The sequence below is a fragment of the Rhizobium sp. UGM030330-04 genome (assembly GCF_003208455.1).
Classification (GTDB): domain Bacteria; phylum Pseudomonadota; class Alphaproteobacteria; order Rhizobiales; family Rhizobiaceae; genus Agrobacterium; species Agrobacterium rhizogenes_A.
Map to the genome: position 1 here is coordinate 1 of NZ_QKML01000016.1, position 15,150 is coordinate 15,150.

At 61.8% G+C, this 15,150-nt stretch carries 10 protein-coding genes; 7 read left to right on the forward strand and 3 right to left on the reverse strand.

Annotation, left to right across the window (positions count from 1 at the left end):
- Positions 1–416: AGE family epimerase/isomerase (locus N434_RS21690; RefSeq protein ID WP_181424040.1), on the reverse strand; the 416-nt coding region annotated here is incomplete at its 3' end.
- A 431-nt stretch (positions 417–847) separates the two neighbouring features.
- Here N434_RS21690 and bcsN point away from each other — a divergent pair.
- The 5 genes from bcsN to N434_RS21715 all read left to right on the forward strand — a co-directional run bounded on the left by bcsN (position 848) and on the right by N434_RS21715 (position 9,872).
- On the forward strand, positions 848–1,747 hold the full coding sequence (bcsN, locus tag N434_RS21695; RefSeq protein WP_110760340.1) for a cellulose biosynthesis protein BcsN: 900 nt from the start codon (positions 848–850) through the stop codon (positions 1,745–1,747).
- A gap of 67 nt (positions 1,748–1,814) precedes the next feature.
- The gene (gene bcsA / locus N434_RS21700) at positions 1,815–4,004 is read left to right on the forward strand and encodes a UDP-forming cellulose synthase catalytic subunit (RefSeq protein WP_110760341.1); all 2,190 of its coding nucleotides are present in this window, start codon (positions 1,815–1,817) and stop codon (positions 4,002–4,004) included.
- On the forward strand, positions 4,001–6,487 hold the full coding sequence (locus N434_RS21705; RefSeq protein ID WP_110760258.1) for a cellulose biosynthesis cyclic di-GMP-binding regulatory protein BcsB: 2,487 nt from the start codon (positions 4,001–4,003) through the stop codon (positions 6,485–6,487). The genes bcsA and N434_RS21705 overlap by 4 nt, the downstream gene beginning before the upstream one ends.
- Complete coding sequence (locus N434_RS21710) at positions 6,484–7,539, forward strand: family 8 glycosyl hydrolase (protein ID WP_110760259.1); 1,056 nt, start codon at positions 6,484–6,486, stop codon at positions 7,537–7,539. Before N434_RS21705 ends, N434_RS21710 begins: the two co-directional genes overlap by 4 nt.
- A complete protein-coding gene (locus N434_RS21715; protein ID WP_181424042.1) occupies positions 7,530–9,872 on the forward strand; it encodes a cellulose synthase in 2,343 nt (780 codons plus the stop codon). Before N434_RS21710 ends, N434_RS21715 begins: the two co-directional genes overlap by 10 nt.
- 27 nt (positions 9,873–9,899) lie before the next feature.
- Here the strand turns inward: N434_RS21715 and N434_RS21720 are convergent, their stop codons facing one another.
- Both N434_RS21720 and N434_RS21725 read right to left on the reverse strand, forming a co-directional pair.
- On the reverse strand, positions 9,900–11,054 hold the full coding sequence (locus tag N434_RS21720) for an amidohydrolase (protein ID WP_110760260.1): 1,155 nt from the start codon (positions 11,052–11,054) through the stop codon (positions 9,900–9,902).
- 60 nt (positions 11,055–11,114) lie between these two features.
- A complete protein-coding gene (locus tag N434_RS21725) occupies positions 11,115–12,761 on the reverse strand; it encodes a GNAT family N-acetyltransferase (protein WP_110760261.1) in 1,647 nt (548 codons plus the stop codon).
- A 232-nt stretch (positions 12,762–12,993) separates the two neighbouring features.
- Here N434_RS21725 and N434_RS21730 point away from each other — a divergent pair, with 232 nt between their 5' ends.
- Positions 12,994–13,728: an SDR family NAD(P)-dependent oxidoreductase gene (locus tag N434_RS21730; RefSeq protein ID WP_065117615.1), complete on the forward strand. Its 735-nt coding sequence runs from the start codon at positions 12,994–12,996 to the stop codon at positions 13,726–13,728.
- 37 nt (positions 13,729–13,765) lie between these two features.
- Complete coding sequence (locus N434_RS21735) at positions 13,766–15,118, forward strand: aspartate aminotransferase family protein (protein WP_110760262.1); 1,353 nt, start codon at positions 13,766–13,768, stop codon at positions 15,116–15,118.
- Positions 15,119–15,150 lie beyond the last annotated feature (32 nt).

A 15,150-nucleotide genomic window follows, 5' to 3' on the forward strand; every position in this document is an offset into this window, starting at 1 on the left:
AGGCTTGCGGCGGTCTGGGCGGCGGCGAAAAGCGCAAAGGCCTGATTGTAAAGATCGAAGGTGGGATCGATCAGCCGTCCGGTCTGGTCGGCGAGGTTGCCGTAAAGGCCGCTATCGAGACGGTAGACCTTTTCGAACCAACTCAGACCATGCAGGAGCGCGTCTTTCCACGGGCCCTGCCAGCCATGCTGGCCGGCGGCGGCAAAACAATAGGCCTGACGCGGCTGCACACGGGCACGGCGGTCATCGGAAAAAACCGGTTTCGCATCCTGACCGAGGCGTTCGTAAAAGCCGCCATCCGGGCGGGCGGAGCCGACCTCCCACCACAAGGGCAGCGCATCCTCATCCAGCCATTTCCGTAATGTCCCGACCTCTTCGCAAAGCGCCTGGGAGGCACTCGGAAATTGCACTGTCATAGCTCAACTCTCTGTTTTTACAGGTGAATGAAAAAATAGGTCAATAAAAATACGCAAATATGAAAGCAAGTAGATCATGGGACATATTGCGCTGCAACCGTAAAAATTATCGACCTCACCGGGAGCGAACCCCTGGTGGCGCGATTGGTTCCGCAATTCATCCCGCAAGGCAGGATCAAAAACGATTCGAAATTCATAAAGTGTCAGAAATTACAACGAAAATTTGAGATTGCTTATTCGTAGTCCTCACGTATTTCGTAACAATGGTCTGGTCATTAGTGATTCGGTCTCCTTTTAACCTGGGCGGCGTTGGGGAAACAAAGGGGCGCAAGGCAGTGAAAGTTTCTGCCTATACTTCATTGCTGTTCTCCATTGTGGTTCTTTCGGGCTGCAATACTCCCGCGGGCGTTCGTTCGTTCGGGGGTGCGCAGATGTTGTCCCCATCCGAGGCGCTGATTTTCCCGCCGCCGGGCGGCCCGGAGATCGTCACCGTGGTCAGCCGCACCTATTCGAACGCCGTTGCGCAGCAGGTCATATTGCGATCCGAGGCCGCCACGCCCGGACAGAACTATATCAAGGCCGAATTTTTCGGCCCGCAGCAGGCCGGCGATACGGATCGTGACGCCCTGACTTTCACCGGTTTCAGGTCCGCATCCGTCGCGCGCGAAATCCGCGCGGAGTTTCCGGGCGAAAACATCGCCATGTCGGCGAATTACCTGCAGAACGGTTATGGCGCCTTCTCCTATGCCGCCGGCAACGGCCGGGGCGATGACACATGCCTTTATGGCTGGCAGGACATACGCTCACCGGAAAGCATGCGGCAGGACTTCCGCAATCTCGGGCGCATCAAGGTGCGACTGCGCCTCTGCCAGTCCGGTGCGAGCGTCGAGCGGCTTCTGGCGGTGATGTATAATTACACGATCACCGGCACCTATGCTTCGCAAAGCTGGAACCCCTACGGCACGCCGCAGCCGGTGGATAAAAATCTCGGACGGCCGGGCCACCCGGTCTATCCCGTCAGGGCGGATGACGTGCCGATGCGGCCCGGTGGCGAGGTGACCGCCAGCGTGCCGGCACGGCCTGTCCGTCGCGTCGCCGCCGTCGCGCCCGTGCAGCCGGAACCACAGCCGCTTCCGCCCGTTGCTTCTGTCAGTATTCCGTCGCCCGCATCGGCCGGCGCGCCGGCCCGGCCTGCGCGGCCAGCGGTTGCGGGCCGGCGCGGCGAGGGTGATCCGGCGGAGAGCGGCTTGCAGTCGTCGCAGGTTCCGCAGGTGTCCATTCCCTCGCCAGCCTGTCTCACCGGAGCGGGAACGGCGCCGGGATGCAGATGATCCGGGGAAGTAGTGCGGCAATTCCGGGCCGAGATTCCGGATGGGGAAGAGAACGGAAAGTTTCTGGATGAACAAGGCCATCACAGTCATTGTCTGGTTGCTTGTGTCGCTTTGCGTTCTGGCCATCATCACGATGCCGGTCAGCCTGCAGACGCATCTGGTGGCGACCGCCATTTCGCTCGTTCTTCTCGCGACCATCAAAGGCTTCAACGGGCAGGGGGCCTGGCGTCTGGTGGCGCTGGGTTTCGGCACGGCCATCGTTCTGCGTTATGTCTACTGGCGCACCACCAGCACGCTGCCGCCCGTCAACCAGCTCGAGAATTTCATTCCGGGCTTCCTGCTTTATCTCGCGGAAATGTACAGCGTCGTGATGCTGGGCCTCAGCCTCGTCATCGTGTCGATGCCGCTGCCGTCGCGCAAGACGAGACCCGGCTCGCCGGATTACCGGCCGACTGTCGATGTCTTCGTGCCGAGCTATAACGAAGATGCGGAGCTGCTGGCCAATACTCTGGCGGCGGCCAAGAACATGGATTACCCGGCCGACAGGTTCACGGTCTGGCTTTTGGATGATGGCGGCTCGGTGCAGAAACGCAATGCCAGCAACATTCTGGAGGCACAGGCCGCGCAGCGCCGCCATGAGGAGTTGAAGAAGCTCTGCGAAGACCTCGGCGTGCGTTATCTGACGCGCGAGCGCAATGTCCACGCCAAGGCCGGAAATCTCAATAACGGTCTCGCCCACTCGACCGGCGAGCTGGTGACGGTCTTCGACGCCGACCATGCGCCCGCCCGCGATTTCCTTCTGGAAACGGTCGGTTATTTCGAGGAGGATCCCCGGCTCTTCCTGGTGCAGACGCCGCATTTCTTCGTCAATCCCGATCCCATCGAGCGCAATCTGCGCACCTTCGAGACGATGCCGAGCGAAAACGAGATGTTCTATGGCATCATCCAGCGCGGCCTCGACAAGTGGAACGGTGCCTTCTTCTGCGGCTCCGCCGCCGTGCTGCGGCGCGAGGCGCTGCAGGATACGGATGGCTTCAGCGGCGTTAGCATCACCGAAGATTGCGAGACGGCGCTGGCGCTGCATTCGCGCGGCTGGAACAGCATCTATGTCGACAAGCCGTTGATCGCCGGGTTGCAGCCGGCCACCTTCGCAAGCTTCATCGGCCAGCGCAGCCGCTGGGCGCAGGGCATGATGCAGATCCTGATCTTCCGCCAGCCCCTGTTCAAGCGCGGCCTCTCCTTCACGCAGCGCCTATGCTACATGTCATCGACGCTGTTCTGGCTCTTTCCTTTCCCACGCACGATCTTCCTGTTCGCGCCGCTGTTCTACCTGTTCTTCGATCTTCAGATTTTCGTGGCCTCGGGCGGCGAGTTCCTCGCTTATACGGCCGCCTATATGCTCGTGAACCTGATGATGCAGAATTATCTCTATGGCAGCTTCCGCTGGCCATGGATCTCGGAACTTTACGAATATGTGCAGACGGTTCATCTCCTGCCTGCGGTCGTGTCCGTGATTTTCAATCCGGGCAAGCCGACCTTCAAGGTGACGGCGAAGGATGAATCCATTGCCGAGGCGCGGCTTTCGGAAATCAGCCGGCCCTTCTTCGTCATCTTCGCGCTTCTGGTGGTGGCGATGGCGTTTGCCGCATGGCGCATCTACAGCGAGCCCTACAAGGCCGATGTGACACTCGTTGTTGGCGGCTGGAACCTGCTCAATCTCATCTTCGCGGGCTGCGCGCTCGGTGTCGTTTCCGAGCGTGGTGACAAGTCGGCATCGCGGCGCATCACCGTCAAGCGGCGCTGCGAGGTGAAGCTTGAGGGCAGCGACACGTGGGTGCCCGCCTCCATCGACAATGTCTCCGTGCATGGCCTGCTGATCAATCTTTTCGACAGCGCCGCAACCGTCGAAAAGAACATGACGGCCATCGTGAAGGTCAAGCCGCATAGCGAAGGCGTGCCGGAAACCATGCCCATCAACGTGGTCCGGACGGTGCGTGGCGAAGGTTTCATTTCGATCGGCTGCACCTTCTCGCCGCAACGCGCCGTCGATCACCGGCTGATCGCCGACCTGATCTTCGCCAATTCCGAACAATGGAGCGAATTCCAGCGCGTGCGCCGCAAGAACCCGGGTCTCATCCGCGGCACGGCGATCTTTCTGGCCATATCGCTGTTCCAGACGCAGCGCGGCCTCTTTTATCTGGCCCGTGCGCTGCGGCCGGCCTCCCGAAGCACCAAACCTGCCGGAGCTGTGAAATGACCGGCAGCAGTATGATCAGGGGTTCCCTGACAGCATTGATGTGGGGTGTCGCCGCAACCGGTGCGATGGCGCAGTCCTCGCCTTTCGACATGTCGCCGGAAAGGCCTGCCCAGACCGCCCCTGCGCCAGTGTCGCCGCCCGTCATTCCTCCCGACGTGCCTCGCCAGCAGCCTCCGGCATCGACGCCGGTCCAGCCGTCTGCGCCGCCGCCATTTGCCGTTCAGCCAGCACCCGTACCGCAGCCTCCGGTCGCATCGCCTGCACCGGCTGTTGCCGTTCCTCCGCTTCAGGAAGGGGCAAGACCTGCGCCGCCTCGGTCGTCCTCATCCGCTGCTGACAGCCGCCGCCGTTATATATTGCCTTATGAGAAGCTCAGCCTTTCCGGCGAGATGGATCGGCGGCAATGGGGCATCTATCTGACCCCCGAGCAGGTGGGGGCTGCCGTCTCGCTCAATATCGGCTATCAGAACGCCATTGTGGTTGCACCCGAAAGCTCGAATTTTCAGGTCAGCCTGAACAATGTTCCGCTGGACGCGGCGCGGATCGAAGCGCCCGACGGCGAAGGCAACGTCTCCCTGAAGATCCCGCCCGGTGTCTTGCAGGTCGGGACCAATCTCGTCACGCTCGGCGTGCAGCAGCGGCACCGGACGGATTGCACGATCCAGTCCACCTATGATTTGTGGACCGACGTCAACCCGGCCAATACCTATATTGGCTTCAATGCCGATGTCGCCGGCACCTTTGCCAATATAGACGATATCCAGGCGACCGGGCCGGACGGCAAGGCCACGACGTCGATCGAGATCGTCGCGCCGGCTCTCGGCAATCCGGCATTTGCGGATTCGCTGTTGCGGCTGTCGCAGGCGCTGGCGCTTAGAACCCAGATGCCGAACCAGACGATCCGCTTCGTGACGGCCCCTTCCACTGAGCGCAAGGCGGGAACGCTGACGGTTCTGGTGGGCACCGCCCGGGAGATCACGGGCCTGGCTGGCGTGTTGCCGCCTGAGGCATCGGCGGGCGCCTTTGCCGGTTTTGGCACAGCCGCGCCGGGTGGCCTCTCACCTCTTTTTGTCAGCGGCCCCACACCGCAGGCGGTGCAGGCGGCGATAGAGACGCTGTTTTCGTCGATCTCGCGGACGCCGGGCGCCCAGAGGACGACGTTCTCGACCCGCAGCTGGCATGCGCCTGACGTTCCGCTCATCATGTCGGATCGCCGTATTGCGCTTTCCGAACTTGGCCTCGAAAGCACCGAGTTCAGCGGGCGCCGCTTCCGCAACGAATTTTATATCGGCCTGCCCGCCGATTTTTATGCCTCGGCCTATGGCGAGGCATCGCTGCTGCTCGACGCGGCCTATTCCTCGCAGGTTTTGCCGGGCAGCCATATCGATATCTACGTCAACGACCAGATTGCCTCGACGGTACCGATCTCCAACAATGGCGGCGGTATTTTCCGGCATCTGCCCATCAACGTCACGATGCGTCACCTGAAACCGGGGCCGAACAAGGTGACGATCGAAGCGGTGTTGATGACGGCGCAGGATCAGGCCTGCGCGCCCGGTGCGCCGGCCAGCACGACGCCGCGCTTTGCACTGTTCGACACCACCGAAATCCATATTCCGGATTATGCCCGGATTGGCCGCAAGCCGGATCTCGCGGCGATGGCCGGCGCCGGCCAGCCCTACAGGGCCGCCGGAAGCCCGGTCGCGCTCTCTCTCGACCGGTTCGATACCGACACCATGTCGGCGGCGGCAACGCTCATCAGCCGGCTTGCGAGTGTTGCGGGACATCCGATCAATGTCGAGACCGTTGCCTCACCGCTGGTGATCGGTGATCGCGATGCGCTGTTCGTCGGGACGGTCTCGCAATTCCCGCAGGCGTTGATCAGCCAGTTCAATCTCGCTCCCTCCAGCCAGGTCGCGTGGAAAGTGGGAACCGGCGTGCAGCCGCCGGTCCAAAACAGCGAAACCCTGTTCAATGACTGGCGGCAGCGGGTTGATGGCGGTGTCTGGGAAGGGCAGGTCTCGTCCTTCGAGGAATGGATGAAGCGCAATTTCGACCTGAGTTCGGATACGCTTCGTTTCCTGCCGGCGGCCGAGCAGCCCTATGCCCCGCCCGCCAACGTCTCCTTCATGCTGGCGCAGGGGCTCAGCCCCTCCGGCGACGGCGTCTGGACGCTTGCCACTGCGCCGACCTCGGCGGAACTGCTCGACGGCATGTCGGCGATGACGCGCGAGAACCGCTGGGGCGACGTCACCGGACGGGTTGCCGCTTACGACGCGGCTGCGGAAAAGGTCGAAACAGTTGAGGTGGAACGGCCGTATTTTTATATAACGGGGGCGTTTTCACTCTCCAACTGGAGACTGATCGCCGCCAACTGGTTATCATCCAACGTGCTTTCCTATTCGCTGGCATTCATAGGGTTCGTGTCGCTTCTGGGCTTCGCTACCTTCGTGATGCTGCGCCTGATGGGGCGACACCGATGACGGGCTGGATTTCGAAACTTGCCGGCATTGTCTGCCTGTCCGCGATGGTGCTGATTGTGGGCATTTCCGCCGGCCGCGCCGCATCCGTATCGCCGCAAGCGTGGTCTGCCTATAAGGACGCCTTCCTCGATCCCGGTGGGCGCATCATCGATACCGGCAACGGCAATATAAGCCACAGCGAAGGGCAGGGTTACGGCATGTGGCTCGCCGTGCTTTCCGACAACATCGCCGATTTCGAACTGATCTGGAGTTTTACGCGCACCGAGCTGCTGGTTCGTGATGACGGGCTTTCCGCGTGGAAATGGGATCCGCGCACCCGGCCGCATGTCACTGATATCAACAATGCGACCGATGGCGATATCCTGATTGCCTATGCGCTGGCGCTCGCCGCCGGCCAATGGAACCGGCAGGATTACGCCGAGGCGTCCGCAGCCATCGCATCCGCCATCCTGAAGAAGACCGTGGTGCAGCGCGGCGGGCGAACGCTGCTTTTGCCGGCCGCCAGCGGTTTTGGTGAGGATGACCGTAAGGATGGTCCGGTGGTCAATCCGTCCTATCTGATTTTCGAAGCCTTTCCGGTCCTCAACCTGGTCGCCCCGTCGCCGCTCTGGAAAGCGATTGCCGATGATGGCGCGGCACAGGTCGGCGCCTTCGCCTTCAGTGACAGGAAACTGCCGGCGGACTGGGTGTCTGTGAAAACGAAGCCGCAGCCGGCGGCGGGTTTCCCGCCGGAATTCGGTTACAATGCGGTGCGCATACCGCTCTATCTCGCACGGGCGAAAACGGGATCGCCCGAACTGCTTGCGCGGCTGAAAAGCGGTATGACGCTGGACGATGGTGCTGCCGGCACTTTCGACCTGAAAAGCGGGGCGGTCAAGGATGTGCTGTCCGACCCCGGCTATCGGGTCATTCCGGCACTGGCGGACTGCGTTGCCGGCGGCTCGACCATTCCCTCCGAGCTTAAAAACTTCCAGCCAACACTTTATTATCCTTCCACATTGCATCTTCTGGCATTGTCGTTTCTGGCAAGGAATAACGGGGAATGCCGATGAACAAACCTCTGTCGACCTCGGCTCTCATCCTGCTTCTGATCGGGCTTGCCGCCTTCCACTGGCGTGACAGCATTCTTGGACGGGTGTCGGACGTGCATACATCGGCGGTGGGGGAGAACCGTGCGGCGCAGCGGGTTTCTCCGGCGGCAGCCAATCCGGCGCAGATCAATGCATTTCTCAAGAACCGCGAGGTGGCGCAGGTGACGCAGCCTGCGACGCCACCGGTGACGGTGCCCGCGACCGACCCGCAGCCGGTGACGACGACCGGCGGGCAAACACCGCAAATGCTGACGGCGCAGGCACCTGCGTCCCGCGCCGGCCAGCCGGCGTCGGCCAATATGCCCGATGTCGATCTCAGCGCGCTGCGCTATTTTGCGGCGAGGGGCGATACCCAGCGCCTGCAGGCCGAAATAGCCCGGCTGCGCACGCTCTACCCCAACTGGACGCCGCCCGCCGATCCTCTCGCCATTCCGGAAAATGGCGATCCCCGGCTGGATGCCATGTGGCAGCTTTATACCAATGGCCGCTATGCCGAGGTAAGAAAGGCGATTGCCGACCGGCAGCAGGCCGAACCCGGCTGGCAGCCGCCGGACAATCTGACGGGCATGCTTTCTCTTGCCGAGGCGCGCCAGCGGCTCGTCAATGCGTCAGATCTCAAGCAATATGCGACGGTGGTGGATACGGCTGCCAACAATCCGGGATTGCTGACCTGCAGCGAGGTCGATGTCCTGTGGCGGGTTGCCGATGCCTTCGCCAATACCGACCGGATGGGACGGGCGCGGGACGCCTATCTCTACATTCTCAACAATTGCACGGTTGCAAGCGACAGGCTCGCCACCGTGCAGAAGGCATCTGCACTTCTGCCGGCGGAAATGATCGGCGAACTGCTTGCCAAGGAAAAGCCCGGAGCCGACGGCCAGCTGGAGTTCGAGCCGGTAAAGAACGATCTCGCCCGCCAGTTCGTGGCGAAGGCGGGAGAAAAAGAGGGCGTTTCCGTTCCCTCGGCCTATCTGATGCGGCTTGAAAGGCTTGCCGAGACCGACAGGCTTGCGAGTGATGCGCTGCTGCTCGGCTGGTACAATATCCGCCAGAAGAACATGACGGAGGCGGAAAAATGGTTCCGCAAGGCGCGGGAAGAGGAGGACAGCGCTTCGGCCTCGCAAGGGCTGGCGCTGGCTCTGATCGACCGCAACGAGCCTCGCGAGGCCGAGGACGTCATGTATAAATGGCGTACGGCATCCGATGATGCGCTGGCGACCTATCTTGCCGCGACAGCCAATCTCCTGGCGCTGGAGCCGCCCATCGTGCTGCCGCCGGATGTGCTGCAGCGCATTGCCGCCGAGACGGTGGCGCGCAAGGATGCGGCGACTGCACAGCAATTCGGCTGGTATTCGCTCGCCTTCCGGCAGACGCAGCTTGCCCTGCAATGGTTCGGCACCGCGCTTGGCTGGAAAGCGGATGACGAACCGTCGGCCTATGGCATGGCGGTCAGCTATCATGACCTGCGCAATCTTGCAGGCCTGCGCGGCATTCAGCAGCAATGGGCAAGCCGTTCGCAGCGTATCGCGGATGTGGGGACGGCCCGCATGGTCGACCAGTCCGGCCAGCCGCCTGTGCCCGTAACCGCGCCGCCTGTTGCCGCAACGCCGCAGCCGATGGCGTCAACGTCTTCCGCGCCGCAGGCTGGAGCGCCGGTCAGCTATGGCCAGCCGGTTATCCAGCAGCCTGCCGCGGAACCATCGCGCAAGCAGGCGCGCCTGCCGGCGCAGACCCAGAAGACCAACAGGACCGCATCACGCCCACGTTCCTGCGCCGCCTATCCCGATCCGCAGCGCCTGCCGCCGCAACAGGCGCTTGATCTTGGCTGGTGCCTGATGGAGACGAACCGGCCGGCAGAAGCGCTGAAGGCCTTCGAATCCGCCATTGCCGGCGGCCAGTCGACCGTCAAAAGCGATGCGGCCTATGGTCAGAGCCTTGCCTATCTGCGCATGGGGCTGACGGACCATGCCGCCGTCTCGGCGACGAAATCGCGCATGGACCGTCCGCGCGCCACGGAGTTGCAGGTCTCCATTCTGGCGGACAGGGCGGTTTCCGCCTTCCAGTCGAAGCGTTATGCGGAAACGCTTCTCCTCCTCGATCAGCGTTCGCGGCTCGCCGACGAGCGAACGGACCTGATGGTGCTGCGCGGTTATTCCTATCTTGCCATGCGCCGTTACGCCGATGCCGCCCAGATTTTCGAAAGCCTTGCTTCCACCGGCCATCAGGATGGCATCAAGGGACTGGCGGCGGTGCGTGCCGCCCGGCCGAGCAACGGCCCGCAGGGCGGCGGCTGACGGGCGGCGGCCAGAGCCTGGCCGCTGCTATCCCGCGTCCGTCAGGTTGCGGATGATACGCATGAAGATGCGCGCGCCGATTTCGATTAGATCATCGGGGAAGTCATAATCGGGATTGTGCAGGTTGGGATAGTCTTCGCCTGCGCCGAGAAAGAACATGGCGGATGACGAAACGGCGCGGAAACGGCCGAAATCCTCCGAGGCGCGCATCGGCAACCCTCCCGAACCGTGGGAGATTTTCTCCTCATCCAGCGCCCGCCGGATATGCGCCACCGCCTCCGGCGTGTTTTCGCAATGCAGGAAGATATCGTCATAGGCGATGTCGAGCGACAGCTGCTGTTCGTCCGCCACCTTCTTCGCGAGCGTTTCCGCGGCCGCGCAGAGCCTTTCCATCCGGTCGTCCGTCAGCGTCCTGAGTGTCGCCCAGATTTCTGCGTCAGCCGGGGAAATACCGAAGGCGGCCTCGCCCATGACGGCATGGGTGATTGTCACCATCGAGAAATCAGGCTCGGGCGGGAAGCCGGAACCAAGATCCGTCAGGGCCGGCATCAGCCGGGATATCGCCCGCATGGGGGAGACGCCGTGTTCGGGGGAGGAAGCATGCGCCGTCTTGCCGGCGAGGCGGATCTTGATGCCGCGCGATGCGCAATTGACCGGCCCCTCCACCACGCTGACATGGCCGAACGGAAGACCGGGCAGGTTGTGAAGCGAAAAGGAGTAATCGGGTTTTATCTCCGCAAAGCGCGGATCGGCGAGGACGGCGGCGGCGCCTGCGCCGGTTTCCTCTGCGGGCTGGTATAAAAGGATGATGCGACCGCTGCCGGGTCGCTGCCGGGAAAGGCCGAGCGCAAGCGCCGTCAGAATGGTGGAATGGCCATCATGACCGCAAAGATGGCCCTTGCCGTCGGTGCCGGAGCGGTGTTCGGCCCCGCTTTTTTCATGGATCGGCAGCGCATCGAGTTCCGAGCGGATCAGGATCGACGGGCCGCTTTTCCCGCTGTCATAGATAGCGGCAACGCCATGGCCGCCAAGATCGGCGAGCAGCCGGTCGGGTCTTGCCCCGTCAAGAAAGGTGCGGATGCGCCGGGCCGTTTCCTTCTCTTCGCCGGAAATCTCCGGATGACGGTGCAGATCATGGCGAAGCTCGACGAGATCGAGCATGTCCTTGTTGGTCAGAAACATCAAAAATCCTTGCAAGTCGGCCGGCCGGTTTTTCCTGCCGCAACTTACAGATCATTGCCTTCAATGCAAAACCTTTGGCGGGTCCCAGCGCTTGCCCGCCGCCTTTGGTTTGGCGGCAAGTGTGATGGCATCCGCCGGCAGCAGCACCTTGGTCTTTGCGAGTTCCAGCCGGGCAAGGGCAGCGCGGGCTTTTTCCGCATATTCCAGATGCGCGGCATCGTCCGAATGGTAATGCTGCAGCCTGTCGAGGATCTCGGCGCCTTCCATCGCCCTTTCGGCGGCGATGAGGGCGACGGCACATTTATAAAGTGCCTCGCGGTGGAAGGGCGCGCGGTTGGTCACCTGACGGAAGGCCTCGGATGCCTCGTGATAATGCTGTTGCGCCAGCCGCGCCTCGCCGATGCGCAGCCAGAGCAGAAGCGGGTCCTGACCGCCGGCGAGAAGCGCCAGATAGGCTATTTCCGCGTCCCGGAACTCGCCACGGTCAAAGGACAGATTGGCCAGCCCGAATTGTGCCCCGGAATGTTCCGGCGCGGCGGCCAATACCTGACCGAAGGCGATATTGGCTGCGGCCTTCTTGCCGGTCTTGTAGAATTTGAGGCCCTGTTCATAGACAAAGCGGATGCTGCGCGGATGCAGCGTGCCGCCGAGATTGTCGCCCGAGCGGGTGCGAAACAGCGTGCAGCTGAGCTTCTGCTCCTCCGGTCCGAAGAAATATTTGTAAGGCTCGTTGCCGCGCAGGAAATCATAGGTCTTGAAACCCTGCTCGATGGCCCTGCGGATGCAGTGGCCATGCAGCACCAGCCCGGGTGAGGGGGTTTTCCAGTTCTCGTCGCGGCCGGTAATGTAAAACAGTATCGACATCTTCCGCCGGTCGATGATGTTGGCGAGCGCGCCGAGCGGCTGATCGCCGTACCACAGGACCGGCACCTCCAGATCGCCACGCCTTTGACAGTCCATCAGCATCTGGCGCGTTGCGCCGATCAGCAGTTCCGTGCGCTCCTTGCCCTTGTGCGGCGCCCAGCGGATGCGCCAGAAATCGAACAGGATGTCCATGTCCCGTTTGATGGTTTCCTCCGTCGCGAAGGTGATGCGGTATTCGTCGCCACCCTCCACCTTTCTGAGAAATCGCCTGAGCTTCTGTCGCGTCTGGCTGCTCATATGGCTTTCGAGATAACCGTCGAACGTGTCCGGCAGGGTGACGACCGGACAGATGCAATTATTGATGTTGTAGGGGTTGGTTGGCATGTTGTCCCGGAACATCACGAGTGGTCCCTGAAGCGCGCGGATCATCGCGTCGCGCCGTTCCGGCGGCCCGGAAAGGTAATCGAGCTTCAGTTCGGTCCAGTTCTGCTGGCGAATATAAGAGCAGAAACCGGCAATGGCATGATTTTCATAGTCCGGCAGGGTGATGAAGCCGGTGTAATCGGCCGCCGCATTGCCGGCCATGACAATGCTGTCGTGAAACCGGCCGTTTTTCTTGTCCGGTTCGGTGACGATGCGCAGCGGGAAAAACGCCACATAGGGCGAGCCTTCCGGACGCTCCCTGAGCGCCAGGATGAACCAGCGCCTGCGGCGCGGCATATAATCGCGAAGCCAGCCCCAGGAGAGGAAGTGCCGCGCATGCGGGTCGGCCATGAATACCGATTCCCAGTTTTGCCGGATCGCTTCGAAGCCGGCGTCGGTGTCGATGATGTCGATGCGCATGTGTCCCCTCCCAATACGGATCACAAAATCGGGAGGCTTCATTCTATGGGCAAATGGCCGCCTTCAAATATTCCGTTCGGGTGAAAGGCGCACATCAAATGGGATTAGCCCGCGGCGGGTTCGGCATCGACGCGCCGCGACAAAAAACCCCTTGTCCGTCGATTGTAACTCTCTAACATGCGGGCTGAATGCGCGGCCGGCTCAACGATCCGCATGGCACAGGAGTTCTCTTATGGCTGTTCCTTATATGCTTCTCACCGGTGCGAGCCGGGGAATAGGGCATGCCACCGTCAAGCTGTTTCAGGAAAAAGGCTGGAGAATCCTTACCGTATCGCGGCAACCTTTTTCGGAGGAGTGCCGCTGGCCCTCGGCGCGGGAGAGCCATATCCAGGCCGATCTGGAGGACCTGTCACGCATTGAGGAGCTTGCCGACGAGGTTCGTTCGCGCCTGCCGGAAGGCAAGCTTGCCGCGCTCGTCAACAATGCCGGAATTTCGCCCAAGGGTGACGGCGGAAGCCGTCTCGGCGTCATGGATACGACGGCGGATATCTGGACGCGGGTGCTCAATGTCAACCTCGTTTCCACGGCGCTGCTCGCCCGCGCGCTTTTGCCGGAACTGGAGGCCGCGAAAGGCTCCATCGTCAATGTCACCTCGATTGTCGGCTCGCGCGTGCATCCTTTTGCCGGCGTGGCCTATGCCACCTCGAAGGCAGCGCTCGCGGCGCTGACGCGGGAACTGGCGCATGAATTCGGCCCGCGCGGCGTGCGCGCCAATGCCATTGCTCCGGGCGAGATCAACACCGCCATCCTCTCTCCCGGAACCGCGGAACTGGTGGAGGCGCAGGTGCCGCTCGGCCGGCTCGGCACCACCGCCGAGGTGGCGCAGACCATCTATTTCCTCTGCTCGGAACAGTCGAGCTACATTAACGGCGCGGAAATTCACATCAATGGCGGCCAGCACGTCTGACGCTTCAAGCTCATCCAAACGAACGGAGCCTTTACCGATGACCATCCTGCCGAATTCCGTCGAGGCACGCGATATCGCCTATCAGATGCACCCGAACGTCAACCTGCGCAAATTCGAAAAGACCGGCGGTCTGGTGATCGAAAGCGGCGAGGGCATCTATGTCACCGACAGCAGCGGCAAGCGTTACATCGAGGCGATGGCGGGGCTGTGGTCGGTGGCGCTCGGTTTTGGCGAACAGCGGCTGGTGGATGCCGCAACGAAGCAGATGCAGAAGCTGCCCTATTACCACACCTTCTCCTACAAGACGCATGGCCCATCCGTTGATCTCGCCGAATTGCTGATCGAGCTTTCGCCGGTGCCGATGTCGAAGGTGCACTTCACCTCGTCCGGTTCCGAGGCGAATGATCTTGCCGCCAAGATGGTGTGGTATCGTTCCAATGCGCTGGGCAAGAAGGACAAGAAAAAAATCATCGGCCGCATCAAGGGTTACCATGGCGTGACGATCGCATCAGCCTCGATCACCGGCCTGCCGCGCAACCATGAGAGCTTCGATCTGCCGCTGGACCGTATGCTGCATACCGCTTGCCCCTCCTATGTGCATTTCGGCAAGGATGGGGAAAGCGAAGCGGATTTCACCGCGCGTATCCTGAGGGAGCTGGAAGACCTGATCCTTCGCGAAGGCCCCGAAACCGTCGCCGCCTTCTGGGGCGAGCCGGTGATGGGCGCCGGCGGGGTTCTCCTGCCGCCGGAAGGATATTGGGAAGGCGTGCAGGCGATCCTGAAGAAATACGACATTCTGCTTGTCGTGGATGAGGTTATCTGCGGTTTTGGCCGCACCGGCAAGATGTTTGCCTGTGAGACCTATGGCATCAAGCCGGATGTGCTTGTCGTTTCCAAGCAGATTTCGTCGTCCTACATGCCGCTTTCGGCGATCATCATGAATGACAGTTTTTACCAGCCGATTGCCGATGAGTCCGACCGTATCGGCTCCTTCGGCCATGGTTACACCGCTTCCGGTCATCCGGTCGCGACGGCGGTGGGGCTGGAAAACCTGAAGATCATTCAGGAGCGTGATCTGGTCGGTAATGTCGCCCGGCTGGAGGGCAAATTTCTCGATCACCTGAAGGCGCTTGCCGATCACCCGCTCATTCATTCCTCGCGTGGCGTCGGTCTCCTTGGCGCGCTGGAAGTGAAGCCATGGGAAGGCCTGAAGGCCGGGGATACGACGCTCGCCATTGCCGCCGCCATCGAGGAGGAGGGCGTCATCACCCGGCCGATCGGCGAATCCATCTGCTTTTGCCCGCCGCTGATCATCACGGCGGAGCAACTGGATGAGCTATTCGCTGGCGTGAAACGCGGACTGGACAAGGTCGCGGCCGCACGCGGCTGACGATTTTATCGATTGCGCTAGCCGAGCGTTCC

Bases quoted from the DNA above. Each gene is read 5' to 3' on its own strand.
- bcsN (WP_110760340.1), top strand. From the start codon at position 848: ATGTTGTCCCCATCCGAGGCGCTGATTTTCCCGCCGCCGGGCGGCCCG.
- bcsA (WP_110760341.1), top strand. From the start codon at position 1,815: ATGAACAAGGCCATCACAGTCATTGTCTGGTTGCTTGTGTCGCTTTGC.
- N434_RS21705 (WP_110760258.1), top strand. From the start codon at position 4,001: ATGACCGGCAGCAGTATGATCAGGGGTTCCCTGACAGCATTGATGTGG.
- N434_RS21710 (WP_110760259.1), top strand. From the start codon at position 6,484: ATGACGGGCTGGATTTCGAAACTTGCCGGCATTGTCTGCCTGTCCGCG.
- N434_RS21715 (WP_181424042.1), top strand. From the start codon at position 7,530: ATGCCGATGAACAAACCTCTGTCGACCTCGGCTCTCATCCTGCTTCTG.
- N434_RS21720 (WP_110760260.1), bottom strand. From the start codon at position 11,054: ATGTTTCTGACCAACAAGGACATGCTCGATCTCGTCGAGCTTCGCCAT.
- N434_RS21725 (WP_110760261.1), bottom strand. From the start codon at position 12,761: ATGCGCATCGACATCATCGACACCGACGCCGGCTTCGAAGCGATCCGG.
- N434_RS21730 (WP_065117615.1), top strand. From the start codon at position 12,994: ATGGCTGTTCCTTATATGCTTCTCACCGGTGCGAGCCGGGGAATAGGG.
- N434_RS21735 (WP_110760262.1), top strand. From the start codon at position 13,766: ATGACCATCCTGCCGAATTCCGTCGAGGCACGCGATATCGCCTATCAG.